This window comes from Pelagibacterium flavum (genome assembly GCF_025854335.1).
GTDB lineage: Bacteria > Pseudomonadota > Alphaproteobacteria > Rhizobiales > Devosiaceae > Pelagibacterium > Pelagibacterium flavum.
In genome coordinates this window covers 1,809,089-1,833,807 of sequence record NZ_CP107716.1, presented here as the reverse complement: position 1 = coordinate 1,833,807, position 24,719 = coordinate 1,809,089, and the positions used below count along the sequence as shown (strand labels likewise).

General features: G+C 60.6%; 26 protein-coding genes. 12 read left to right on the top strand and 14 right to left on the bottom strand.

Annotated elements, in window-relative coordinates:
- Positions 1 to 9 precede the first annotated feature (9 nt).
- Positions 10 to 243 (top strand): hypothetical protein, encoded by a 234-nt coding sequence (locus OF122_RS09165; protein ID WP_264227466.1) that lies wholly within the window; start codon positions 10 to 12, stop codon positions 241 to 243.
- Entirely contained in the window at positions 240 to 2,969 is a 2,730-nt protein-coding gene (locus OF122_RS09160; RefSeq protein WP_264227465.1) for a sensor histidine kinase, read from the top strand. The genes OF122_RS09165 and OF122_RS09160 overlap by 4 nt, the downstream gene beginning before the upstream one ends.
- A gap of 5 nt (positions 2,970 to 2,974) precedes the next feature.
- Here the strand turns inward: OF122_RS09160 and panC are convergent, their stop codons facing one another.
- From panC to pcaD, 7 genes are all read right to left on the bottom strand, one after another.
- Positions 2,975 to 3,829 (bottom strand): pantoate--beta-alanine ligase, encoded by an 855-nt coding sequence (gene panC / locus OF122_RS09155; protein WP_264227464.1) that lies wholly within the window; start codon positions 3,827 to 3,829, stop codon positions 2,975 to 2,977.
- Positions 3,826 to 4,668: a 3-methyl-2-oxobutanoate hydroxymethyltransferase gene (panB, locus tag OF122_RS09150; RefSeq protein ID WP_264227463.1), complete on the bottom strand. Its 843-nt coding sequence runs from the start codon at positions 4,666 to 4,668 to the stop codon at positions 3,826 to 3,828. Before panB ends, panC begins: the two co-directional genes overlap by 4 nt.
- A 165-nt stretch (positions 4,669 to 4,833) precedes the next feature.
- On the bottom strand, positions 4,834 to 5,895 hold the full coding sequence (locus OF122_RS09145; protein ID WP_264227462.1) for a 3-carboxy-cis,cis-muconate cycloisomerase: 1,062 nt from the start codon (positions 5,893 to 5,895) through the stop codon (positions 4,834 to 4,836).
- Positions 5,895 to 6,506, bottom strand: coding sequence for a protocatechuate 3,4-dioxygenase subunit alpha (pcaG, locus tag OF122_RS09140; RefSeq protein ID WP_264227461.1), 612 nt, complete (start codon positions 6,504 to 6,506; stop codon positions 5,895 to 5,897). Before pcaG ends, OF122_RS09145 begins: the two co-directional genes overlap by 1 nt.
- Positions 6,506 to 7,258, bottom strand: a complete 753-nt coding sequence (gene pcaH / locus OF122_RS09135) for a protocatechuate 3,4-dioxygenase subunit beta (protein ID WP_264227460.1) — start codon at positions 7,256 to 7,258, stop codon at positions 6,506 to 6,508. The genes pcaG and pcaH overlap by 1 nt, the downstream gene beginning before the upstream one ends.
- A complete protein-coding gene (gene pcaC / locus OF122_RS09130) occupies positions 7,251 to 7,655 on the bottom strand; it encodes a 4-carboxymuconolactone decarboxylase (protein WP_264227459.1) in 405 nt (134 codons plus the stop codon). Before pcaC ends, pcaH begins: the two co-directional genes overlap by 8 nt.
- A complete protein-coding gene (pcaD, locus tag OF122_RS09125; RefSeq protein WP_264227458.1) occupies positions 7,652 to 8,461 on the bottom strand; it encodes a 3-oxoadipate enol-lactonase in 810 nt (269 codons plus the stop codon). The genes pcaC and pcaD overlap by 4 nt, the downstream gene beginning before the upstream one ends.
- Before the next feature lie 95 nt (positions 8,462 to 8,556).
- On the opposite strand from pcaD, the gene pcaQ reads away from it, so the two are divergent.
- Complete coding sequence (pcaQ, locus tag OF122_RS09120; RefSeq protein ID WP_264227457.1) at positions 8,557 to 9,471, top strand: pca operon transcription factor PcaQ; 915 nt, start codon at positions 8,557 to 8,559, stop codon at positions 9,469 to 9,471.
- On the opposite strand, the gene OF122_RS09115 is transcribed toward pcaQ, so the two are convergent.
- Positions 9,449 to 10,333 carry a helix-turn-helix domain-containing protein gene (locus OF122_RS09115; protein ID WP_264227456.1) on the bottom strand — a complete coding sequence of 295 codons (885 nt, stop codon included), beginning with the start codon at positions 10,331 to 10,333 and terminating at the stop codon, positions 9,449 to 9,451. The two genes, pcaQ and OF122_RS09115, sit on opposite strands and share 23 nt — an antisense overlap.
- Before the next feature lie 108 nt (positions 10,334 to 10,441).
- Here OF122_RS09115 and pobA point away from each other — a divergent pair, with 108 nt between their 5' ends.
- The 6 genes from pobA to OF122_RS09085 all read left to right on the top strand — a co-directional run bounded on the left by pobA (position 10,442) and on the right by OF122_RS09085 (position 16,511).
- Positions 10,442 to 11,611, top strand: a complete 1,170-nt coding sequence (pobA, locus tag OF122_RS09110) for a 4-hydroxybenzoate 3-monooxygenase (RefSeq protein WP_264227455.1) — start codon at positions 10,442 to 10,444, stop codon at positions 11,609 to 11,611.
- 150 nt (positions 11,612 to 11,761) lie between these two features.
- Complete coding sequence (locus OF122_RS09105; RefSeq protein ID WP_264227454.1) at positions 11,762 to 12,475, top strand: cytochrome c oxidase assembly protein; 714 nt, start codon at positions 11,762 to 11,764, stop codon at positions 12,473 to 12,475.
- Positions 12,472 to 12,975 (top strand): CopD family protein, encoded by a 504-nt coding sequence (locus OF122_RS09100; protein ID WP_264227453.1) that lies wholly within the window; start codon positions 12,472 to 12,474, stop codon positions 12,973 to 12,975. The genes OF122_RS09105 and OF122_RS09100 overlap by 4 nt, the downstream gene beginning before the upstream one ends.
- A 20-nt stretch (positions 12,976 to 12,995) precedes the next feature.
- A complete protein-coding gene (gene coxB, locus OF122_RS09095) occupies positions 12,996 to 13,655 on the top strand; it encodes a cytochrome c oxidase subunit II (RefSeq protein WP_264227452.1) in 660 nt (219 codons plus the stop codon).
- Positions 13,648 to 16,170 carry a cytochrome c oxidase subunit I gene (gene ctaD, locus OF122_RS09090; RefSeq protein WP_264227451.1) on the top strand — a complete coding sequence of 841 codons (2,523 nt, stop codon included), beginning with the start codon at positions 13,648 to 13,650 and terminating at the stop codon, positions 16,168 to 16,170. The genes coxB and ctaD overlap by 8 nt, the downstream gene beginning before the upstream one ends.
- Positions 16,170 to 16,511: a hypothetical protein gene (locus OF122_RS09085; RefSeq protein WP_264227450.1), complete on the top strand. Its 342-nt coding sequence runs from the start codon at positions 16,170 to 16,172 to the stop codon at positions 16,509 to 16,511. The genes ctaD and OF122_RS09085 overlap by 1 nt, the downstream gene beginning before the upstream one ends.
- Here the strand turns inward: OF122_RS09085 and OF122_RS09080 are convergent, their stop codons facing one another.
- The 4 genes from OF122_RS09080 to OF122_RS09065 are packed head-to-tail and all read right to left on the bottom strand — an operon-like array spanning position 16,512 to position 19,417.
- Positions 16,512 to 17,018 (bottom strand): DUF2231 domain-containing protein, encoded by a 507-nt coding sequence (locus tag OF122_RS09080; RefSeq protein WP_264227449.1) that lies wholly within the window; start codon positions 17,016 to 17,018, stop codon positions 16,512 to 16,514.
- Between the two features lie 57 nt (positions 17,019 to 17,075).
- Positions 17,076 to 18,494: a sensor histidine kinase gene (locus tag OF122_RS09075; protein WP_264227448.1), complete on the bottom strand. Its 1,419-nt coding sequence runs from the start codon at positions 18,492 to 18,494 to the stop codon at positions 17,076 to 17,078.
- A gap of 18 nt (positions 18,495 to 18,512) precedes the next feature.
- Positions 18,513 to 19,019 carry a response regulator gene (locus OF122_RS09070; RefSeq protein WP_264227447.1) on the bottom strand — a complete coding sequence of 169 codons (507 nt, stop codon included), beginning with the start codon at positions 19,017 to 19,019 and terminating at the stop codon, positions 18,513 to 18,515.
- Complete coding sequence (locus OF122_RS09065; protein ID WP_264227446.1) at positions 19,016 to 19,417, bottom strand: response regulator; 402 nt, start codon at positions 19,415 to 19,417, stop codon at positions 19,016 to 19,018. Before OF122_RS09065 ends, OF122_RS09070 begins: the two co-directional genes overlap by 4 nt.
- 228 nt (positions 19,418 to 19,645) lie before the next feature.
- Between OF122_RS09065 and OF122_RS09060 the strand changes: the two genes are divergently transcribed.
- Together OF122_RS09060 and OF122_RS09055 are read left to right on the top strand one after the other, a co-directional pair.
- Positions 19,646 to 20,266, top strand: coding sequence for a flavodoxin family protein (locus tag OF122_RS09060; protein WP_264227445.1), 621 nt, complete (start codon positions 19,646 to 19,648; stop codon positions 20,264 to 20,266).
- A gap of 19 nt (positions 20,267 to 20,285) precedes the next feature.
- Entirely contained in the window at positions 20,286 to 21,023 is a 738-nt protein-coding gene (locus OF122_RS09055; RefSeq protein WP_264227444.1) for a Crp/Fnr family transcriptional regulator, read from the top strand.
- Position 21,024: 1 nt separating this feature from the next.
- Here the strand turns inward: OF122_RS09055 and ligD are convergent, their stop codons facing one another.
- Both ligD and ku read right to left on the bottom strand, forming a co-directional pair.
- On the bottom strand, positions 21,025 to 23,487 hold the full coding sequence (ligD, locus tag OF122_RS09050) for a DNA ligase D (protein ID WP_264227443.1): 2,463 nt from the start codon (positions 23,485 to 23,487) through the stop codon (positions 21,025 to 21,027).
- Between the two features lie 2 nt (positions 23,488 to 23,489).
- Positions 23,490 to 24,347 (bottom strand): non-homologous end joining protein Ku, encoded by an 858-nt coding sequence (ku, locus tag OF122_RS09045; RefSeq protein WP_264227442.1) that lies wholly within the window; start codon positions 24,345 to 24,347, stop codon positions 23,490 to 23,492.
- 156 nt (positions 24,348 to 24,503) lie between these two features.
- Here ku and OF122_RS09040 point away from each other — a divergent pair, with 156 nt between their 5' ends.
- Entirely contained in the window at positions 24,504 to 24,689 is a 186-nt protein-coding gene (locus OF122_RS09040; protein ID WP_264227441.1) for a hypothetical protein, read from the top strand.
- Positions 24,690 to 24,719 lie beyond the last annotated feature (30 nt).

Here is a 24,719-nt window from a genome sequence, read left to right as displayed (position 1 = left end):
CGATCCGCGATGACCCGCCGTAAGATCATCGGTGCATCGCTGTTTTTCACACTGTTTGGTGCAATGGCCAGCCTGCCGCCGCTGATCCTGTTGTTCAGGTTCGAAGCGATCATCTTCGGACTACCGGTCGCAACCCTGTTCCTTTTCGGTCTTTGGGTGTTTCTCGTTATCGGCGCTGCCTGGTTCGGATACGCGCTGCCGCGCGATGAACCGCATCAACCGGCGGGCGAGGAACCCCGATGACGCTCACGGCCGACTTCGTCATTGCCACAGCCGTGGCCTATGTCGGACTGCTGTTTGTCATAGCATATCTGGGTGACCGGCACACGCGAAGCCGAAGCGGCGGCTTTCTGCGCTCGCCCTTCGTCTATACGCTCTCGATTTCTGTCTATTGCACGAGTTGGACCTTCTATGGCGCGGTCGGCACGGCAGCGCGCAATGGCTTGGAATATCTCACGATTTATCTTGGCCCCACCATCGTTTTCATTGGCTGGTGGTTCATCCTGAGGCGTCTGGTCCGCATCAGTCACGACCAACGCATCACGTCCATTGCCGATCTGCTTTCGTCCCGCTTTGGAAAGTCCAGTACGCTGGCCGTGCTTATTACCGTGCTGGCCGTGATCGCTATCGCGCCGTACATAGCCTTACAGCTAAAGGCCATAACCTCCTCTATCGAAGCCATTGCAGGCTCTTCCGAATTCGGGCGCGGCAGCCTGGCAGGTTGGGACGAGGTCGGGCTGGCGTTTGGCGTAGCCGCGGGCATGGCCGTGTTCACAATCCTGTTCGGCACCCGCAACGTGGATGCCAAGGAGCAGCACCACGGTGTTGTGGCCGCGATTGCCTTCGAGGCTGTTGTCAAGCTCACGGCACTGCTCGCCGTCGGCATTTTCGTTGTCTATGTCGGCGGTGGCATGGACGCTATCTTTGCCGATGCCGAGACGGCCGGGCTGAACATTCATGCCGGCGATACCTTTGGCGACCGCTGGATTTCCATGATGGTTCTGGCCGCTGCGGCGATCATATGCCTGCCGCGGCAATTTCAGGTCACCGTGGTCGAAAATTCGGACGAAAAACACCTGCGCACGGCGAGTTGGGCCTTTCCCGCCTACATGCTCGCTATGAGCCTTTTCACCCTGCCTATCGCCTTGTTCGGGCTCACTTTTATGCCGGTGGGGTCGAACCCTGACATGTTCGTGCTCACGCTGCCTTTGGCGCAGGGTCAGGATGCGCTGGCGCTGTTTGCGTTCATTGGCGGATTTTCATCGGCGACGTCGATGATCATCCTTGAATCCATTGCACTTTCTATAATGGTGTCCAATCATATTGTCGTGCCGATCATGCTGCGGCTGACGTCGGGTGACGGGATCGGGGATGGACAGGGCGTGAGGCGGTTGATCCTCAACGCCCGGCGCCTTTCGATCATGCTTATCCTGTTGCTGGGATTTGCTTATTTCTATCTGACCCGTGGGTCGGATGCGCTGGCGCCGATTGGATTGATCTCATTTACCGGTGTCGCGCAATTCCTGCCGGCAATACTTGCGAGCCTTTTCTGGCGTGATGCTTCAACAAAAGCTGCTATCTGCGCAATTTCCGTAGGGTTTGTGGTCTGGTTGTGGTCGAGTTTCATGCCCTCTTTTGCCTCCTCAAGTCCACTTGTCGCCTCGGTCATGACCAATGGACCCTGGGGGATTGACTGGCTACGCCCACAAGGCCTGTTCGGTTTTGACGATCTCGATCCGCTCACACATGCCGTGTTCTGGAGTCTGTTCCTCAACACCACTGTCTTGATCCTCGGCTCACTGATGACCAACCAGTCGGCTCTCGAACACGTGCAGGCCGCTTTGTTCCTCAACGTCTTCCGGCGCACCAGCAACGAGGCAAGCCCGATCCGTGGATCTGCGACCGCAGATGACCTGTTTCTGGTCGCGCGTCGCGTTTTGGGTCACGAGCGCGCCGTGGCGCTGTTTTCCGAAGAAGCCAAGCAGGCGCGAATGCCGTGGACGACCCTGGAACCGAGTTCATCGTTCATCCGGCGGCTGGAAAGAGAGATGGCAGGATCGATCGGCGCGGCTTCGGCCCACGTCATGCTGTCCAAAGTGGTTTCGGGCGACTCGATCTCGCTCGAGGAAGTCATGCAGATGGCGGACGAAACCCAGCAGGCCATCGAATATTCCCAGGAGTTGGAAAGGACCTCCACCCAGTTGCGGGCAACCGCAGAAAAGCTCGAGGAAGCCAACCGGCAGTTGCGTAAGGTGGACCTGCAGAAGGATGAATTTCTCAGCCAGGTGAGCCACGAGGTGCGCACGCCGATGACCGCGATCCGGGCCTTTTCCGAAATCCTGCTCGACGACGAGGAACTCGACGACGCCTCCAGGGCCAAATTCGTGTCGACCATCCACAAGGAAAGCCTGCGCCTGACCTCCCTGCTCGATGAGATTCTCGATCTTTCAGCGCTGGAACGCGGTGAGCGCGCCTGGGAGAACCGCCCCATTGATGCGGAAGAATCGCTCGATCAGGCGCTTCGGGTCTGCGATGCACTGGCGCGCCAGAGCAATACGCAGGTCAAGATCGGAACCAGGGCCTCGGCCGCCTACGTGCGATCCGATCCCGACCGCCTGAGCCAGGTGCTCATCAACCTCATTTCCAATGCAATAAAATACAATGGAGCCATCGCTCCGGTTGTCGAAGTGCGCTCGAGGCTCAAGAGGGGCGCCTATATCATCGAAGTCGAGGACAACGGCATCGGGATCGCCCAGGAAGAACAGCCGCGAATCTTCGACAAGTTCTATCGCGGGCGGCTGGGCGAAACGGGGCCATATGCCGGTGCGGGCCTGGGGCTACCGATCAGCCGGGAAATCATCTCAAGGATGGACGGTGTGCTCGAACTGGTTTCCACCCGCGAGGAGGGCGCCTGTTTCCGGATCACCCTGCCCCTGATAACCCAGAGCGAGGCCGGTGCCGCGCAATAGGCGGCTCAGTGTGCTGGCAAGACGGCAATGTTGTCGATCAGACGCACACCATCAAGCCAGCCGGCAGCGAGCAGCCGGGCGGGACGATCGAGTTTGGAAATCGGCTCAAGTGTTTCGGCATCGCGCAGTTCGAGATATTCGACTTGGGAATAACCCGCCGTCAAAAGCGTCGTCTTAGCGGTGTCTGTGGCGGACGAAACCGGCTGACCCGCTTCAATGGCTGCGCCTGCAGCCCTTAACGCCTCGGCCATGGCCGGTGCCTGTTTGCGGGCCGTTTCGCTCAACCTGACATTGCGCGACGACATGGCCAAGCCGTCCGCCTCACGGACGGTGGGCACGCCGACGATTTCGACCGGAATATCGAGATCGCGCGCAAGGCGGCGAATGACGCTGAGTTGCTGATAGTCCTTCTCGCCGAAAAATGCGGAATCAGCCTGTGTCTGAAGCAACAGCTTGGTGACCACCGTCGCAACGCCGTCAAAATGTCCGGGGCGGTGCGCGCCGCAAAGACCTTCGCTCAACCGGGAAACCGAAACCTTGGTGGCAAAGCCCTCCGGGTACATTTCCGCGACATCGGGCGCGAACAGCATATCGACATGCTCGGCATCGAGCCGAGCGATGTCCGAGGCTTCATCACGCGGATATTTGGCGAGGTCCTCGGCATTGTTAAATTGGGTGGGATTGACAAAAAGCGTGACGATAACGCGCTTCGCCCTGCCCTTGGCGGACCGGACGAGCGACAAATGCCCTTCATGCAAGGCACCCATTGTGGGCACCACCGCAATGTTGTCCCCGGTCCGGCGCCATTGCGCAATTTGCGCCCGAACCTCTGTGACGCTGCGAACGACCAGCATGCTCATCCAGCATCCGGGACGCTGGCGGGCACGTCACCGAACACATGTTCGGCGGCTGGAAAACGGCGTGCACGCACATCGTCGGCATAAGCCGCTACGGCCCTTTCGGCATCGTCGGCCAGTTGCGCGTAGCGCTTTACGAATTTGGGCTTGAACTCGGCGAACATGCCCAGCATGTCATCAATGACCAGTATCTGCCCATCGCAAGCCGCCGATGCACCGATCCCGATGGTCGGAATATCGATGTCCGACGTTATGCGCCGCGCCAGGATATCGGGCACTTTTTCGACAACCACAGCGAAGGCGCCAGCTTCGGAAACGGCTTGCGCATCGCGCAGAATGGCATGGGCATCGGCGCCCCTACCCTGAACCTTGTAGCCACCAATGGTGTGGACCGCCTGCGGCGTCAGACCAATATGAGCCATGACCGGAATCGAACGGCGCGTCAGAAACGCAATGGTTTCCGCCATATGGACGCCGCCCTCGAGCTTGACGGCGTCACACCCGGTTTCGCGCATCAGCGTTGCAGCATTGCGAAACGCCTGTTCGGGGCTTTCCTCATATGTCCCGAACGGCAGATCGACGACCATGAGAGCCGATTTCAGGCCGCGGCGAACCGCTTTGCCGTGCATCACCATCATGGCGAGATCGACCCCGAGGGTGTTGGGCAGGCCGTGCATAACCATGCCAACGCTGTCCCCGACCAGAACGAGATCGCAATGGTCATCGACAAGCTGAGCGATTGGCGTGGTATAAGCAGTGAGACACACGATCGGCGCACCACCCTTCCGTGCCAGAATGGACGGCGGACTCTGGGGTGGCCGGGGTGCCTTGCCGTAAGTCATCGGAACTCTCCCACATGTGAGCCGGTTCAAATCCGGATCATCCGTGCCTGCTATATGGCGGTCTTCATAACCGATCTCAAGGAACGTTCAAACCCAGACGTTGGACTGATCGGGCAAATTGCGCAGGCGAGCGGGCCCGAACGCGCCAGGCATAGACGCAGACAATCAACCCTGCCCCATGCCATCCACGGAATCGAGCAGGCGGATGGCCAACAACAGGCTGCTGCCGGTGGCCAGGATCATTTGGGGCAGGACAAGCCATTCCAGCGTCCATGCAGCGCCCGAACGCTCCTGCTCATGGACGAGCGATTGCGCCATGGTACCGCTGCTTCCCGCCACATAGCGAGCTAGCGTGACGAGCACTTCGGCGGCAACCGGATTTGATTTGTGCGGCATGGCCGACGACCCGCCACCCCCGGTCAAAACCACATCGCGCGGGGCATTTTGCGCCATCATCGCAATATCCTGCCCGATCTTGCCCAGGCTGCCGGAAACCAGGCCGAGCCAGCCGGAAAATTCGACGATCGCGTCGCGCTGGTTGTGCCAGGGCTTTTCGGTGAAGCCGAGGCCCAGTCTCTCTGCCAGAGCCCTTGTAACGCGCGGGCCATCTTCCCCGAGCTTTTCAAGAATGCCGACGGCGCCGCCATACTGGACGACAAGCAGACGCTCTTCGATCTCTTCGAGCCGCTGACGATGCCGGGCAAGCGGCGCAGTCCAATCGGCAATCCGATCAGCAACGGTAATCTCGAGCGCATCCTGCATACGCGTCCGGGCCATGAGCTTGCGGCCGCCGAACCGGTCGGACAGATGCGCGAGAGCCTTTTCAACGGCAGCAATGCGGGTGGCAAGAATTGCCGTTATCAACTTGAGACGAACAACCAGACTCGTATCGACCACGTCCTGACTGGTGGCCCCGAAATGCAGCGATCGGGCAGCCTGGTCACCCAGCGCGCTGCGCATCTGCTTGACCATTTCGGGAGCGACCACGCCGTCCCGTCCCAACCCCGATTTGAGCCCCTCGAAATCTGCTGTGTATTTGGTTTCCAGACCGGCGATCGCCTCCGCATCGGCCTGCGGAATGACCCCGCATTCGGCCTGTGCCGCCGCCAGAGCAATTTCGAACGCCACCATGGCCTCGATCTCTGCCCGAGCGGAGAGCAGCCCGGCCAGTTCGGGATCACCGAACAGGCCGGAAAGGAAAGGATGATCGAAGGGGGAAAGAGACATCAGATGTCCAGAAAGACCGTTTCGTTTTCACCCTGAAGGTAGATGTCGAAGGTTACGATATTGCCGTCGCGCTGACCGATCAGCGTCTTGTCGCGACCAATCATGCGGGCCTTTGCAAGAATCGGGTCTTTCTGGTTGGCCCCTTCCTCGTCGGAAAAATACATCCGCGTCTGGAGCCCGATATTGATACCCCGCGCCACGATCCAGAAGGTGATGTGCGGCGCCATGAGCCCGCCCCCGGCAAGGGGAACCGAGCCCGGCTTGACTGTTTCGAACGCGAATTCGCCGTTTTCTCCGGCAGCCTGACGCCCCCAGCCCGAAAAATTGGGATCAACGCCAGAGCGGTGTTCCATGGGGCTGTTGTAGATGCCGTTGGCATCGGCCTGCCAGATTTCGACGACACAGTCGCCAACCGGATTGCCACCGCCATCGATGACCCGGCCCGTGACCTTGATGCGTTCGCCCTTGACCCCGTCCGAGACGACCCGGCGGCCGAGATCTTCGGGGATCACGCCGTTGATATCGCTCCAATTGGGTGTCATTCCGATATGAACGTAAGGGCCGGCCGTTTGGGACGACGTTTCCTTGAGGTACTCGAGCGGCTTTGACATCAATTGCCCTCCTTGCGGTTTTCAAAGAAGGTCGAGCGGCGGCCACGCAACACGATATCGAACCGATAGGCACGCGAATCCATCGGGATGGTGTTGTTCATGTCGAGCCGAGCCACCAACCGGTCGATCGCATCGGGATCGCTGATCGTGTTGACGATGGGACAGATCTTGATGAGCGGATCGCCTTCGAAATACATCTGGCTGACGAGACGCTGGGCGAAGCCGGTGCCGAACAGCGAGAAATGGATATGGGCCGGCCGCCAGTCGTTGACCCCGTTGGGCCAGGGATAGGGGCCGGGCTTGATGGTGCGGAACCAGTAATAGCCATCATCATCGGTTATCGTGCGCCCGAAGCCGCCGAAATTGGGATCGAGTGGCGCGCGGTAGCCCTCGCGCTTGTGCCGATAGCGCCCACCGGCATTAGCCTGCCAGAACTCGACGAGCACGTTGGGAACAGGCTTGGCATTCTGGTCGATGACCCGGCCATGCACCACGATGCGCTGGCCGATGGCTTCCTCGCCGGGCTTGGCAAAGTTGATGATGAGATCGTTATCGTATTCACCCAGCATGTTGTGGCCGAATGCGGGGCCGGTTTTCTCGCTCAGCGTGCTGGCAAAGCTGATCAGCGATTGTTTGGGCGCCCGCAGGACCGAAGACTTGTATCCCGGCGTAAAGGCGGGGGGATGCAGGGAATGATCGCGCTCCATGAAGGCGCCTGCCTCGGCGCGCGAATTGCTCAAGCGGTTATTCATTCTTGCCTTCCTTCATGCGTTCGAGAGCCTGCCGGGCGAGCTTTATCGCATGGTTTGCCGTGGGAACGCCCGCGTAAATTGCCACATGCAGCATGATTTCACGGATGTCGTCCTCGGTCGCGCCGGTGCGCACGGTCGCCTCGATATGCATCACCATTTCCTCATAGTGCCCGAGGGCGGCCAGAAGGGCGATGGTGACAATCGAGCGCTGGCGCTTGTCCCAGTTGTCACGCGACCAGACATGGCCCCAGGCAGCCTCTGTGATGAGGTCCTGAAACGGGCGCTCGAACTCGGTGGTCGCGGCTACCCGCTTATCGACATAGGATGCGCCGAGCACGCTGCGGCGCGTCGCCATGCCCTGATTGTGGCGGGCCGTGGGGCCCTCGTGCTGCGTCATTGCGCATGCTCCTTTTGTGCAATCCGTGCAACCAGCGCGCCAATGGCTGCCGCCACCGGTTGGGGTGTTTCGATGCAGGGCAGATGTCCTGCCCCGTCCATGATCTGAAAATCGCTGTCGGGAATGGCATCGGCAAAGCCGCGCACGAGATCGGGCGGCGTCGCGCCGTCCTCCGAGCCCACAAGGACTGTGGTCGGGACCGAAATGGCGGCCGTGTCCGCGCGCCTGTCGAAACCGGCAATGGCGGCGCAGGTTGCCAGATACCCCTCGACAGGCTGCCGCTCGAACATGGAGCGGGAGACGGAAAAAAGCGGATCGCCCGAGGTTCGGAAGCGCTTGCTGAACCAGCGCTCCATGATGCCATCGGTGACCGACGCCAGCCCGTCGCGGGCGATGGTCTCGATGCGCTGGTTCCAGAAATCGGGCTCGCCGATTTTCGCGGCTGTGTCGCAAAGGACGAGCCTGGAAACCAGGTCGGGCCGCTCGAAATAGAGCTGCTGGGCGACCTGACCACCGACCGAAAGCCCGCAGATAACGGCTTTCGATATCGCCAGAGCGTCGAGAAGGCCCGCAAGATCGCCCGAGTGATCGGCGACCGAATAGGGGGTTTGACCCAATGACGAGAGCCCGTGGCCGCGCTTGTCGTAAACGACAACGCCCAGATCGGCATCCAGCGCGGCAATCACGGCGTCCCAGATGCGGAAGTCGGTGCCAAGGGAATTTATGAACACGATCGTGGCGGCGCCATTTGCGGCGGCGCGCGCGCGATAGTGCAGGACAATGTCGCCGACTTTGATGCAGTCCATGAGGTTCCTCCGACAAGTCAGATTGGAGCGCGTAATTGGTTTTGTAAAATGAAACTATCGGCGATACAGATAACCTGCAGTTTATGGGTTATCAGATGATCGACAGTCGTGTCCGCTTCCGCCATTTGCGCACCTTCATTGAAGTGGTGCGCCAGAATTCCGTTGGGCGCGCGGCACAGGTGCTCGCCGTCAGCCAGCCGGCGGTGACCAAAACCATCCGCGAACTCGAGGAGATTCTCGACAAGAAGCTGTTTGAAAAGGACGGGCGCGGGCTCAGGGTCACGCGCTATGGCGAGGTGTTCTTGCGCCATGCGGGGGCATCCGTGGCCGCTCTGCAGACCGGAATTGACAGCCTGAGCCGGGTCGATGCCGGGCCGCCGGTCCGCATCGGGGCGCTGCCTACGGTTTCGGCGCGCATAATGCCCAAGGTGATGGAGCGCTTTCTGGCAGAGGGCACAGACAGCCCGGTCAAGATCGTGACCGGGGAAAACCATGTCCTGCTCGGCCAGTTGCGCACCGGAACGCTCGATCTGGTCGTGGGGCGGCTCGCGGCGCCCGAGCAGATGGCCGGCCTGACGTTCGAGTACCTTTATTCCGAGCAGGTGCGGTTTGTGGTCCGCTCCGGGCACCCGCTTCTTGCGCGCGATCAGTTCGATTTCGAGCGGATCCGCGATTATACCATCCTGATGCCGCCTGCGGGGTCGGTCATCCGCCCCTATGTCGACCGATATCTTCTTGCCCACGGCATGGCCGAACTGCCCCACGCGATCGAAACGGTCTCGGATTCCTTCGGGCACGTCTTTGTGGCCGAGACGGACGCCGTGTGGGTGATTTCCGAAGGTGTGGTGATCCGCGAGATCGCGGCGGGACGCCTTGCGGCTCTGCCCGTCGACACGGCCGAAACCCAGGGCGCCGTGGGCCTGACGACCCGGGAGGGTTCACCCTCGAACGCCTCGCTCGAAATTCTGGAGCACACGATCCGCGCCGTTATCCGCGAACTTGCCGGCTGAGGCCGTCGCGTATCGCCTGCGGTCCCTGCCCCAGCCGTCGCAACATGAAGCGGCTGAAATAGGCGGGATCGGGATAGCCCAGAACGATACCGATTTCCTTGATGCTCAGATTCGAAAACTGAAGATAGCGCCGGGCTTCGAGAAGAATGCGCCGCTCGATGATCGTGAGCGCCGAAAGGCCGAGCACCTGCCGGCAGACCCGATTGAGGTGGGTCGGCGTTATGCCCAGCCGGCCCGCATAGAACCCGACTTTGCGGGTGTCCCGAAAGTGCCGGTCGACAAGGCCCAGAAACGCATGAGCGTGCCGGTCGGCGGGCGCGTTGCCTGATTCATCGCTGCGCGCGGCCGCCAGATCGAGCCGATGCGCGGCAACGAGCAGCAGGCTCAAACGCGCCCTGAGCGCCGCAACCTGCCCCGGCGCGCTCCGGTCGGCTTCGGCGATCAGCCGCTCGACGGTGTGATCGAGTTCGTCAGCCCCCAGTACCCCGGCCACCGGTTTGAGTATGCGCGGACGCATCAGCCCGTCCATGGCATTTCCGATGTCTGCCAGCCCGTTTCGGACATCCTGGATGTAAAATGTCAGGACAAAGCCATCGACGCCTTCGGAAAAGACGAAGCTGTGAACCGTAAGTGGCGGCACAATGACGATCGCGGGGGGGGAAATCTCGAATGTTTCGCCATCGAGCATGACCGTGGCAGCGCCGCCCCTGAGATAGAGGATCTGGTAAAGCTGGTCGTGCCGATGGGGCGATATGCGAAAGCCATGCAGGCGCGAGCGGGAGGTAATCGTCTCCCAGTGCAGCCAGCTCTCGCCGCTGTTCTCGTTTTCACCATAAAGGGCGTAGGTCGGAATGGCTTCCATGTTGCTATAATCCAACTCTTTGTCGCGCCTGTCCATTGGCAATTGCCCTTGCAATCCACACTCTGCAACCAAATCAGGCGACAACGCCGTCACTTGCGGAGGAATCTCATGCGCACTCAGGTTGCAATTATCGGTGCCGGCCCGGCCGGACTGACGCTGGGGCGGCTGCTGGAAGCGGCCGGCATCGACGCCGTGATCATCGAACAGCGCAGCGCTGAATACGTTCTGGGGCGGATCCGGGCCGGCGTACTCGAACAAAGCTCGGTGGACCTGCTGCGCCAGATGGGCGTCAACGAGCGCATGGACGCCGAGGGGATTTTTCACGACGGTGTGGAACTGTCTTTCGACGGCGACATGCTGCGCATCGATTTCAACGATCTAATCGGGCGCAGGGTCATGGTCTATGGGCAGACCGAAGTGACCCGCGACCTGATGGACGCGCGGGCCGCTTCGGGCGCCAAATCGATCTATGAGGCCAGCGATGTCGCGATTCACGATTTCGACGGTGAAGCGCCGCGCGTCACCTTCACAAAGGACGGACAAAGCCATCAGATCGAATGCGATTTTATTGCCGGCTGCGACGGCTTTCATGGCGTCTCGCGCGCCAGCGTTCCTGACAAAGCCATTTCTCTTTTCGAACGAATCTATCCTTTCGGCTGGCTCGGCGTGCTTGTGGACCAGCCCCCTGTCGCCGAAGAACTGATTTATGCCCACCACAAGCGCGGCTTCGCGCTGTGCTCAATGCGCTCTCTGTCCCGGTCGCGCTACTATGTGCAGGTGGAATCGACCGAAAAGGTGGAAAACTGGTCAGATGACAGGTTCTGGGACGAACTGCGCGCCCGCCTCAATCCCGATATCGCCGAAAGTCTCAAAACGGGCCCGTCGATCGAAAAATCGATCGCGCCGCTGCGCAGCTTCGTTGCCGAGCCGGTGCGCTTTGGCCGCCTGTTCCTGACCGGAGACGCGGCCCACATCGTGCCGCCTACCGGCGCCAAGGGCCTAAATATGGCAATCCATGACGTCATGGAGCTCGCCACCGCGCTCAATGAGTTTTACGGCGAACGGTCAAGTGCAGGCATCGATGCCTATTCCGGAAAAATTCTGGAAAACACCTGGCGTACCGAACGCTTTTCGTGGTGGATGACCCAGCTCCTGCACACATTCCCCGACAGTGGCGATTTCGGCCGTCGCATCCAGCGCGCCGATTTCGACTATCTCAGCGCTTCGCGCATAGCGCGCCAGTCGCTGGCCGAAAATTACACCGGCTTTCGGGCATAAGGACGCTCCGAACTTCCCGTTGGCCGGATCATTCACGGGAACAAATTTTCGCCCCCGGCATTGGAAAATCCATGCGGCGCATATTGCGCGCCTCGGTTACGGGGGACCGATTGTATGGATTTTTCAACTCCCTATTGTGGGCCGCCGCCCATGCCTCACGACCTTTGGTTGCGGTGGGCGTTTGACCCATTCGCAGCGATCTTGATGGTCGCAGTGCTTGGCGTATGGCTTGTGTCGGGCCGCCGGGATTCTTTTGGGCGCAGCGCACTAGGCGCCGCTCTGGCTCTGATTTTCGTAGCATTCTTCTCCCCTCTTTGCGGCTTGACGACGGCACTGTTTTCAGCCCGCGTCGCTCACCATGTCATTCTGATCGGCATCATCGCGCCGCTTGCTGCAATTGCCCTGCCCTGGCGCAGTGGTCCGCTGCTGCCGCTGTCGGCACTCACACTGCTCAATGCACTGACCGTTTGGTTATGGCACGCCCCCAGCGCCTATGAATGGGCGACCGTGCGCGCCGGGCCGTACTGGCTGATGCAGCTTTCTCTCCTGACAACATCCTGGCTCTTGTGGCGCGAAGTGCTTTCGCCGCTGGCCCGGACGGGTGCAGCACTGATCGCCCTCGTCGCATTCATCGCCCAGATGGGGTTGCTGGGTGGGCTCCTCGTGTTCGCCCCCTACCCGGTTTACGCCCCCCACCTAGCGACTACGGCGCCGTTTGGGCTGTCGGCGTTGGCAGATCAGCAACTGGCCGGCCTGCTGATGTGGGTACCGGCGATGGCACCCTATCTCCTGGCGGGCCTATGGTTGGTACTGCGTCTGACGAATGCCGTGCCCTCGCACCGGCGGCAAGGCCTGTCCCGATGACGACATTTCTAAAGTTCGTCCACATCGCAACGATTTCGGTCTGGGCGGCGGGTCTGGTGTGCCTGCCGTTTCTGTTTGCGCAGCGCAAGGACGTGGCACATCCCGATGCCCTGAACCGGCTGCACGCCATGGTGCGTTTTTTTTACGTTGTCATCCTCTCGCCAGCGGCATTCGTCGCCGTGGGCAGCGGGACGGGCCTGATCTTCCTGCGCTCGACGTTCGAGCCCTGGTTCGCGCTCAAGCTTGCGCTCGTGGGAATGATGGTGATGATCCACATCCTGTCGGGCCTGTTGATACTCAAGCTCTTTGACGAAAGCGCCCGCTATTCGACGCTGCGCTTCGTGATTGTGACGGGCGGGACGCTCACGGTTGTGTCGGCAATCCTTGGTGTGGTTTCCGCCAAGCCAATCATCGACGTGTCGCGCCTGACCCCGGACTGGCTGGCGCCCGGCCAGCTCTCCGAGGTTGTGGGCAATATGATGGGCTGGGACTTCCAGTGAGGGGGCGGTCGATCTTGCCGATGCTGGTCTTGGTCCCGCTATTGGGTGGCTGTGCGGGATCGCTGTCGGTACTCGATCCCGCCGGCCCTGCCGCAGCAGCCATTTCCGCGCTTTGGTGGGTCATGTTCTGGGCGGCAGCGGCGCTGTTGCTGCTCGTTGCCGGCTTGCTGTGGGCCGTCTGGAAACGTCCCGGTTTCGGTGGATCGGTTGCGCCGACGCGCTGGATCGTATGGGGTGGCCTTGCAATGCCGGGCGTCTTGCTGACTGTGCTGCTTGGCTACGCCCTTTTCACCGGCGAAAGGCTGTTGCCGCATGCCCTTGCCGAAACGCCGACGCGCGTCGCGGCGCACGGTGTCATGTGGCAATGGCAGTTTTCCTATGCTGACGCGCCGGGCGCCCCGCCCACGCCCATCCTTCATATTCCGGCCGGTGAACCGGTTGATGTGATCGTCACGAGTGGCGACGTGATTCATTCGTTCTGGGTGCCCCGGCTGGCCGGCAAGATCGACGCGATACCCGGCCACGAAAACACCATCCGCATCCAGGCAGACCGCGCCGGCACCTACCGTGGGGTTTGCGCCGAGTTCTGCGGCGCGGGCCATACCGGCATGCGCTTTACGATCGAAGCCCATGACGGCGAAGCGTTCGATACCCTCATGGCGGAGCTGGCCGATGGCTGACCCCACTCCCGAAAAGCTTTCGCCCATTGCACTGCACAAGGCGCTCGACCGCATATGGCGAACCGGGCCGGGCTGGCAGCGGCTTTCGGCGGTCAACCATACCGTGCTGGGCAAGCGGTTCATGCTGACCGCCTTCGTGTTCTTCGCCATCGGCGGCCTGCTGGCCATGCTGATCCGGGCCCAACTGGCAACGCCCGATTCAGCATTTGTCGGGCCTGAAATCTACAACCAGCTCTTTTCCATGCACGGCACGGTGATGATGTTCCTCTTTGCCATCCCGATGCTGGAAGGGCTGGCCATCTATCTGCTGCCCAAAATGCTCGGCGCGCGCGACCTCGCGTTCCCGCGCCTGACGGCCTATGGCTACTGGTGCTACCTTTTCGGGGGAACCATCATCGTGGCCTCGATGCTGTTTGGCGTGGCACCCAACAGCGGATGGTTCATGTACACCCCGCTTTCCTCGCAGCCCTATACGCCCGGCATCAATGCCGACATCTGGCTGCTCGGCGTAACGTTCGTTGAAATATCGGCGGTCTCGGCAGCGGTGGAAATCACCGTGTCGGTCCTCAAGCTGCGCGCCCCCGGCATGTCACTCGACCGCATGCCGCTGTTTGCCTGGTACATGCTGGTCACGGCCTTAATGATGGTGTTCGGCTTTCCCCCGCTTATCCTCGGCTCGACCCTGCTCGAACTCGAACGCGCTTTCGACCTGCCGTTTTTTGACCCGACGCGCGGCGGTGACCCCCTGCTCTGGCAGCATCTGTTCTGGCTGTTCGGGCACCCGGAAGTCTACATCATCTTTCTGCCGGCGGCGGGCGTCCTCTCGACGATCATTCCGGTTTTCGCCCAGCGCCAGATCGTGGGCTATCACGCGATAATCGCTGCTATCGTCGCGCTGGCCTTCCTGTCGTTCGGCCTGTGGGTGCATCACATGTTCACAGTGGGCATACCGCACCTGGCGCTGGCATTCTTTTCGGCAGCGAGCGCATTGGTGGCCATACCAACGGCTGTGCAGATCTTTGCCTGGCTGGCGACATTGGCCCATGGCAAGCCGCGCTTCGACATTCCCATGCTCTATGTGACGGGGTTTTTCCTCGTGTTCGTGATCGGCGGGCTGACCGGGGTGATGCTTGCAATGGTGCCCTTCGACCAGCAGGCCCATGACAGCTATTTCGTCGTTGCCCACCTCCATTACGTACTGGTCGGCGGGTTCGTATTTCCCATGCTGGCCGCCATCTATTTCTGGCTGCCCCACATCACCGGGCGCGAAACCATGCACCGCATTTCGGTGCCGGCCTTCTGGTTGATCTTTGTGGGGTTCAACCTGACATTTTTCATGATGCACCTGACCGGGCTGATGGGCATGCCGCGGCGGATTTATACCTACCCGTCCAATTTTGGCTGGGACTGGCTGAACCTGCTCTCGAGCGTCGGCGGCTTCATCCTGACCATGGGGTTTGCGCTGTTTGCCGTTGATATGATTCTGCAATTCCGGTTTGGCCGGCGGTTCCGACGCAACATTTGGAAGGCTGCAACGCTCGACTGGGCGATGCCGACGCGTCCGCCATCCTATGCCTTTGCTTCCCTGCCCCGCATCGACAAAAGGGCGGACGCCATCGATCCCGACAGTCTGGGCGCGCAACTGGCGGCGGGGCATGGCTATCTGGGTTTCGCGCGCAAGGGCCGAATGGAAACGCTTGGCGTGGATATGACGACAGGACGGCTCGAACATGTCGTCATCCTACCCCGTCCGACCTATCTGCCTCTTGTATCGGCGGCACTGACGGGCGCGATGGTGCTGTGTCTGCTGTTCAAGCTCTACCCTCTGGCGCTTCTGTTCGCTCTGGCAACGCTGGCAAGCTTTTTCTTCTGGGCGGCCCGCACGGGCTCGACGGCCGACGAGGGTCCGATCGATGTCGGACGCGGCGAGCAGGCCCTGCCCGACACCGAGGTGGATGGCCCGACGCCGTGGTGGGCCATGGTCTTCACGCTCGCAGCCAACGGCACGCTGTTCGCCTCGCTGGTCTTCGGCGCGCTGTATCTGTGGCTCATTGCACCCGGCTGGCCGCCGGCGGAGATCGCTTCGGGCGATATCTGGCTTGTGGGCGCGACACTGTTGCTTGTGGTTGCTGCCGGTCTCATGCGGTGGGTGAACGGCTTGAACCGTTCGGGCAAGGCTTTCATGCCGGTGCTGATGGCGACACTGGCCATCGATCTCGCTGCACTTGGGATGTTTTCGGCCACGCTGTTGATGCTGCCTGATCCGACAACACACGCGCATATAGCCACGGTTGCTGCACTGATAGGGTATAGTTGGCTCCACGCCTTTGGCGGCTTTGCTCTCGGGCTCCATGCAGTGCTTAAAGCGCGCAATGGCTACGTTTCTGCGCGCCGTAGCCTGAGCCCGCGGCTCGCCGGGCTCTGGCACGACTACACGGCCGTAACCGGCGTCGTCGGCGGAGCGCTGGTCCTGCTCATGCCCGCGCTTATCGGAATGCTCGAAGGGGTGCGCTGATGGAACCGACGCCTGTTCCGCCCCGATCCATGCTGGTGATCGTCATGGGCTTTGTGTCCTGGAGCGCCGCGTTTGTGGGCCTTTATGCGATCAACGCAATCGGATGTGCTTTCGCTTGGCCCGCGGCGCTCCAGCGTTGGGTGATGATCGGGCTGACGCTGATCGCTTCAGGTTCGATGGTTGTCGTGGCCTGGTGGAGCATTGGCCATTGGCGCCGCGCCGTAAAGGCTGCGCGCCCGGCCCCCAGCCTCGCCCGGATCGGCGCAATAGCAAGCGTGGCCGCGCTTGCCGCCACGATCTTCGTATTTGCGCCAAGCCTTTTCGTTTCGATGTGCTTGTGACTATTCGTCCGGACCTACGATCATCCCGACGCCATGGTCAAAGACCAGCTTGCCGCCGTGCCAGCCGGCCAATCCGGTGAAAATGCCGGCCAATACCGAAAGGCCCAGGCCCAGCGGCAGAACAGCGTCCGTATCAGCAAGTCTGACACCCCAATTGGTGCCTGTAACAGCGAGCAGTGTCATGGCCGCGATCGCGTGCGTCCAACTGCCGACGCGGCCTCGAATGCCCTTTACCAGAATGAGCTCTGCGGTTCCCGCGATGCCTGCGGCTATCCCGAACCAGAAGGCAAACCCGGCTGACCACAGGCCGGCGCGGACCCAGAAGGGATCACCGGTCCACCAATAGAACAGATCGGCCCCCAGCGTTGCAAACACCAGGGCAATGGGGAAATGAACCATCATGGCGTGAATGGGATGGCCCGCGACAGCCACGGCGGACTTGACGTCATGCTCCATGACATCGGCGATGACGGGGTTGTCCGCTGCTGCTGTCCTGTCTTCGCTCATGCGCGCCCCTGACGGCCGTTCCACGAGGACAATGCGGTCCCTGGCAAGGCGGTTCCGCTATTCTTCCTGAGGGTCGAGTGGAAGAGTGAGGACGCAGTGAAGCCCCGTTTCCTCAAGGACAAACCGGGTCGACGCTCCAAGCTGATAGGGAATGGCTTCCTCGATCAGTTGCCGGCCAAAGCCGCGCGGGCCGCTCAGATCGGGTGTGCGCGGGGAAAACTTCTCGCACCACTCGATAACCAGGTGCCCCGCTCCATCGCCCTTGCGATCGTCGGGCCGGAACCACCGGATGACAATCCGGCCCTCGGGATCCGAAAGCGCGCCATGGCGGGCGGCATTGGTGCTCAGTTCGTGAATGACCAGCGTGAGGGTCTGCAGGGTTCCATCGTCCACCAGGATCCTCGGCCCTTCGATCTCAATACGATCCCAGTCTTTGGTAACCGCGTCGAGTTCCATGCGCAGCAGGGATTCGACAGTGACCGCCTCCCCCTCGACACGCGACAACAATCCCTGAACGCGTGAGAGAGCTCCGAGGCGATGGTCGAAGGCGGCCTGGAATTCCTGCAGCGAGCCAACCGTGGAGGCGGTTTGTGACGCTATGGAGCGAACGACGGCCAGCAGATTTCTCGTACGGTGCTGCAACTCGCCCACAAGGATGCCCTGCCGCTCCTGGAGCTGGCGCATATCGTGGATGTCGGAAGCCGACCCCACCCACTCGTCGGGACCATCCATGGAAAACCGGATGGGGACGGCACGGGTCTGGTGCCAGCGATACATGCCATCCTGTTTGCGGCGAATACGATGCTCGCCGTAATAGAGCTCGCCATCCTCGCCTGCCTCGTCCCATTTGACGAGTGCAACTTCGCGATCATCGGGGTGAATGGCCTCGAGCCAGCCATAACCCTCTGACTGCTCGTCGCTCATACCGGTATAGGCGGTCCATTGCGGGCTGGCCCAGGTCCGGCGGCCCTCGGTGGTGGAGCGGAACACAAGATGGGGCACGGTGGTCGCGAGCAGCCGGAAGCGCTCCTCGCTTTCCATCAACGCAATCTCGTGCTGGCGGCGCAGCGTCATGTCCTGGCCGATCTTGAGAAAGCCTCTTGGGCTTCCGTCGGCCCGTTTCAGCGGCCACACGCTGCCCTCGATATAGACTCGCGAGCCGGATCTGTGCTGGTGCCAGCGGACATCGGGAGCATGCCCACGCGACAGCGCAGTATCGAGTTCCTGCCTTGGCGCGCCGCTTTCCCGATCCTCAGGCGTAAAGAGCATGGAAGCGGGCTTGCCCAGAATTTCATCGCTCGACCAACCGAAAACGTTGGCGGCGCCGGGCGGCCAGCTATCGATATTGCCCTCACTGTCCGTTGTGAATATCGCATAGTCGCGCGCATTCTCTACGATAAGCCGGAACCCCTCCTCGCCATCCACGGAGAGCATGGCCCCGCCCCGATGATGGCCCTTGCCGCTATCGTCGATCATATGGCCTCCTGAGCCGTATCAGGTGTCACTCCGCATTGCGTCGAACAACAGTCGCGCCCATCGGTCCTGGACCGTCTCGTGCCCACGCGCCTCGCGCGGCGCGGATACAGGTTCGGCAGCTTTGGCCGGGGTGGACGGTCGTTGCGGACGGAAGGCGGCGACCTTGCGCCTGAGGTGCCCAAGGTCCAATGGCTTGTGGAGTGTCTCGACGGACCGATAGCGCGCGTCGATATGGTCTTTCTGGTAGGCTGTCGCAAAGATAATCGGAATGCCGCGCGCCATCAGCACGTCGACGAGTTCGTAAACCTCCTGCCCGAACAGTTTGATGTCGAGAATGGCTCCGTCGAGACGCCGCCGCCCGACGATAAGGCTGGCATAATGAACAGTCGGCGCCGGACCGAGAACATTGGCGCCGTGGCTCTTGAGATCGTTGCACACTTCCCGTGCCAGGACATAGTCGTCCTCAACCACGAGAACGCATTTCCCGGCGACAGAATCCGAATCCGCTTGTTCAAGCGCGCTCATGCCACCCCCGACGCGTCGCGCGACACCAATTGGTCAGCCAGCGCATGGATCAGCCGGACCGGATCAGTCGGCTTTTCAAAGCGTTGCACATGGGCGAGGTGGTTCGGAATGGTCCAGTTGTCATACCCTGTGGCAAAGACAAACGGGATGCTGCGCTCGTGAAGACGGTCGGCGACGGGAAAAACGTGCTGTCCCCTGACATTGATGTCGAGAATAGCGGCATCGGGAAGGTTCGTGCTGCCTTGCAGTGCAGCGAGTGCATCGTCGATCTGAGAAAACGGGCCGACCACGTTCGCGCCCAGATCGACAATCGCCATCTCGATATTGAGCGCGATCAGATATTCGTCTTCCACGACCATAATGGCTTTCCCGCACAATGTTGGGTACGCCGAGTTCATAAAATTCCTCCGCCTCGTCCGCCGCTCCGAGTGCAAAAGTATCGACAGCAAACTTCGTTGCACGATTTGAGCATATTAGGCGATTGGCCTTCACGTCCAGTTGGAACGCGTTCGCCATGCACTCGTTGATACCGACAACAACCATTCGGTTCACCGTCGGTAACAAAATTCGGCTGAAGCGATATTAACATGAATTAAGCCCCACCTCGAATAACAAGACAGTTCATTATGGCTCCCCCTCTCAAGGTTCTTGCACTCAATGGCACTCTCAAACCGTCGGAAAGCGGCAAGACCTCCTCGACCGACCGCATGATCGACCTGCTCATGGAAGGTTTTGCCCGACACGGCATCAGCGGCGAGACCGTCCGACTGGCCGACCACCAGATTCCGCCGGGCGTGACCTCGGACGAGGGGCCCGGTGACGCCTGGCCCGAAATTCGCGAGAAGATTATGGAGGCCGATATTCTGATTGCCGGCACACCGGTCTGGATGGGGCAACCGTCGAGCGTTATCAAAAGGGCGCTCGAGCGAATGGACGCCTTCATTTCGGAAAAGGATAGCGCGGGGCGCATGCCCAGCTATGGGAAAGTTGCGGCCGTAGCGGTTGTGGGCAACGAGGATGGAGCGCATCATGTATCGGCTGAACTGTTTCAGGCACTCAACGATGTCGGGTTTTCCATCGCGCCCAACGCTGTCTCCTACTGGGTTGGCGAGGCCATGAGTTCGACGGACTTCCGAGACCTCGACGAAATTCCCGAAACAGTGGCAAGCGCGGCAAAGATGGTCGTAGAGACTTCAGCTCATCTCGCCCGCCTGCTGACCGACACGCCCTACCCAAGCGTCAAATGAAGCTGGAGAAGTGTAACACGTGACCGAGTTGCTCCTTGCCCGGCTCGAAAGCCACATGCCCCTGGAACCGGCGGACCGCGCGGGCCTCCTGGCACTTCCGGCCCAATCACGCCAGTTTTCGGCCCGAAGTTCGACCCTTACAGGCAAGCTGATCGACAACCACGTTCACGTCATCGACGAGGGTTTTGCTTGCCGCTACCGCGATCTGCCGGACGGGCGCCGACAGATACTCTCGATCCTGGTTCCCGGCGACATCATCGATCTTCGTCAGTTCGTGCTAGGTGGCACTCAGCCCCTTCTGGCCGCCCTGTCGCCGCTTTCGATGAGCGCCATTCCAAACGAAAAGCTGCTCAAGCTGCTCGAAACCTCGCCACGCGCGACAAGGGCGCTCTGGAGCACGACGCTGGTTGAGGAATCGATTTCGCGCGAGTGGCTGGTCAGCATCGGAAAACGCTCAGCGCTCGAACGGGTCGCCCATTTGCTGTGCGAGGTCTATCTTCGGCTCGCCGCTGTTGCGCGCACCACCGGCCCCCGGTTCCCCTTGCCTTTGACCCAGAGCGAGTTGGCCGACGTGCTGGGGCTTTCCACCGTACACGTCAACCGCACGCTTCAGGAACTGCGCAAATCGGGCCTGATCACATTCCAATCAGGCATGGTCGAACTGTTCGACTTCGATGCCCTGGCCACACTGGGCCTGTTCTCTCCGGGCTATCTGCACTTGCGCGATCCCGGCAAGATCAAGCCAGTCCCCGCCTGAGCTATTTGCTGGTTTTGGGGAGCGACTGACGCAGCTTTGCGTAGCTGGGCCAGGGATTGGTTTGCGACCGCTCGACTGCCGCTTCAAGGGAAAAGCCGTTGGCCGAGGCCAGCGTCTCGACCTCGTCCCAACCCACGGGCACAGCGACGGGCGCCCCTTCTTTGGCCCGGGTGGAGTAAGGCGCGATCGCTGTCGATCCCCGTTCATTCCTCAAATAGTCGATGAACATTTTGCCTTTACGGGCCTTTTTGGAAAGCGTTGCCGTAAATCGATCAGGTTCATCCTCGGCCATCTGCTTTGCAAACCCCGATGCGAACGCCTTGACGTCCGGCCATTCGGCGCGGCGGGTGACCGGCGCGATCACATGGATACCTTTGCCGCCGGTTACCATGGCAAAGGTTTGAAGGCCCAGGTCGGCAAGCCGATCGCGAATATCGAGCGCGGCGGATTTGACGTCGCCGAAATCGAGGCCCTCATCCGGATCAATATCGAAGACAATCCTGTCCGGCTTTTCAACGGCATCGCGCCGCGAGCCCCAGATATGGAACTCCAGAACGCCCATCTGCACGCCCGCCAGAAGCCCCTCAAGACCGTTCAAGGTGAAATAGCTGTCGGACTTGCCGTCCTTTTCAGTGATCTGGACAGTATCCATGCCCTGCGCAAACCCGCCGGTGTCGTGCTTTTGGAAAAAGCACTGCTTGGCGCGGCCAGCGGGACAGCGCACAAGGCTCAACGGACGATCGGCGATGTAAGGCATCATCGCCTCGACCACCGAGGCATAATAGGCGGCGAGCTTTCCCTTGGTCACCCCTTGCCCGGGATAAAGCACCTTTTCCGGGCTCGAGAGCTTGATGCCAGCCTTTTCCGCGGCGGCGATCCCCAAATCCTCACTCAGCGACATGGCTTTGTTTCCTTTGGCCTTGGCCGGTTGTTCCAGGCTGATGTCTTTTGCCAGCTTGTCCTCCCGCAATCCCAAGAACGAAGGATGGCGCAGAACGCCATCCGGCGTCAGCTCGGTATAGGCGATCTCGGCCAGATGGCGCGGCGAAACCCAGTGAGCGCCGCGCGCCATTTCGCGCGGCACCCCGCTCAGGGGTGCGGTCTTGCGGGCATCCTTTTCCAGCATCGCTTGGAGGTTGGACCGCAAATCATCGGAAAATCCCGTGCCTACACGGCCGCGATAGACCAGCTTTCCATCTTCCTGGGTGGCCAGCAGCAGCGACGCGAAAACGCCGCGCCGCTTTTCGGACGGAGACCAGCCAACGATGACGAATTCCTGCCGCAGGGTGCATTTGACCTTGAGCCAGGATTTGCCGCGACCGGAGCGGTACGGCGCCGTTTCGCGTTTGGCGATAATACCCTCGTGACCGGCCTCGCAAATGGCAGAAAAAACCTCCTCACCCTTGCCGGCGATGTCTGGCGAGAACTGGATCGGATCGTGGCGCGTGCGGCGACCCAAAAGGTCTTCCAGTGCCGCCTTGCGCTCTGAAAGCGGCTTGGACCGCAATGACTTGCCATCGATCTCAAGAAGATCGAACGCGAAATAGACGAGAGGTCCACCTTCGGAAAGGCGCGACTTCAGGGTCGAGAAACTGGTCTTGCCGCTTTCATCAAAAGCACAAATCTCCCCATCCAGCAGCGCGCTCGATTTCGTCAGCATCGACATCGGCGCGACCAGGGAAGCGAACTTGTCGGTCCAGTCGAGCCCGTTGCGCGTGTAGAGCCGGACATTTTCGCCTGAAACAGCAGCCACGCAGCGATAGCCATCATATTTCATCTCAAACAGCCAGTCATTGCCTGTCGGGACGCTATCGACCAGGGTTGCAAGCTGGGGTTCGACAAATTTCGGCAAAGGTCGCTCATCCGCCTTTGCCTTTTTTGCCGGTGGCTTGCCCTTTTCGATGGCGGCCATCTTGCGGCCGGTCGACACGCTCGTGTCCTCGTCGAGAAGTTCGGAGCCGCCGTCGGTGGCGAAGTCGTCGTGTTCCTTGATGAGCAGCCAGTTCTCGCGCTTTTCGCCGGCTTTCGGCTTCATGCGTATCAAGGCCCAATCGCCTTTCATCCGCTCGCCCTTGAGGCGAAACTTGAGCTTGCCCGACTTGAACCCCTTTTTGGGATCTTCAATGGGCTCCCAGGTGCCAAAATCCCAGAGCATGACGGTGCCGCCGCCATACTGTCCCTTGGGAATTATGCCCTCGAAGGTGGCGTAGTCGAGCGGATGATCTTCGGTCCGGACGGCAAGCCGCTTGTCGGCTGGATCGGTACTGGGGCCGCGCGTCACGGCCCAGCTCTTGAGCACGCCTTCATATTCGAGCCGAAAATCGTAATGGAGCCGCGTTGCGTCGTGCTTTTGCACGACAAAGACGTTGCCAGAGGCCGCGCCCTTGCCTCCCTTGGGCTCGCTGGTTTTCGTGAAATCCCGCTTTGCGCGGTATTCGTCGAGCAGGTCGCGGGCCTGGGCCATTCTCAACTTGCCTTCTTACGCGTGGATTTGGCGGATTTCGCTGCGGGCTTCTTACGCCCGCCAGTACCTTCGAGGCTGGATTTCAGGGCATCCATAAGATCGATCACATTGCCCTTGGATTCCGCGGCCGTTGGCTCTTCGGTATCGGCGGCAATCTTTTTCCTGCCTTTCGACTTGAGCTTCTTGTCGACAAGGGCGCGCAGGGCCTGGGTATAGTGATCCTTGAACTTTTCTGCCTCAAACGGTGCCGTCTTGCGCTCGATAAGCTGGGTGGCGACGTCGAGCAGATCCTTTTCCGCCCTGGTTTTCGATATGCCGGAAAAGAATGGATCTGACTTTCGAATCTCATCTTCATAATGAAGTGTTTCGAGCAAGAGTCCGGTGCCACACGGTTTCAGGGCACAAATATATTCGCGTCCTCGCATGGCGATCTGCCCCAACCCGACCCTTTCGGTGGACCGCAGGGCATCGCGCACCACACGAAAGGCGTCCTCTGCCAACTCGTCCTGCGGCACGACGTAATAGGATTTGTCGAAATAGATCGGATCGATCTCACAGCCGCCGACAAATTGCACAAGTTCGAGTGTCTTGCGCGTCTCGAGCTTGACGGCATCGATCTCCTCGTCCTCGAGCAGGACAAAATCATTCTTTTCGTATTCGAAGCCCTTGAGAATTTCGTCGGAATCAACGGGTCCGATGCCGGGCACGACCTTCTCGTACTTGACCGGCTTGCCCGAGGGCCCATGAATCTGCCGGAAAGACAGACGGGCGCCGGTTTTCGAAGCGGAATAGAGCTCGACCGGTATGGCCACCAGAGACAATCTGATCTGACCTTTCCAGACGGGACGTGCAGAGGGCATGGGGCTGTCCTGAACATAAACGGCGTTGCCGATTCAATTCACAGAGACGAATGCGGGTTCCAAATGGGGCAGCCGATCCCCTCGGGCAGCCACTAACCCAGGTTAATGCATCGCCGAGCCGGTGCTATAAGTTAGGAGCCTAAGATGGAGCCGTTTATGGAAACTCAGAAAACCGTCGCGCAATCGGTGCGTGAGGAGGTCGCGCAACACGACCGCCGCCTGCTCAAGCTCGAAGAAGCTGCCGTGCGGATTGCCAATACGCACAAATGTCGCGATCACAGCCTGATCCGCCTTGCTTTGCTGAGCCAGAGCGCGGCCTCCCGTACCGTGGTCAAACTCTAGCGGCCGGCGATTTTTCCAGCCATCACGCTC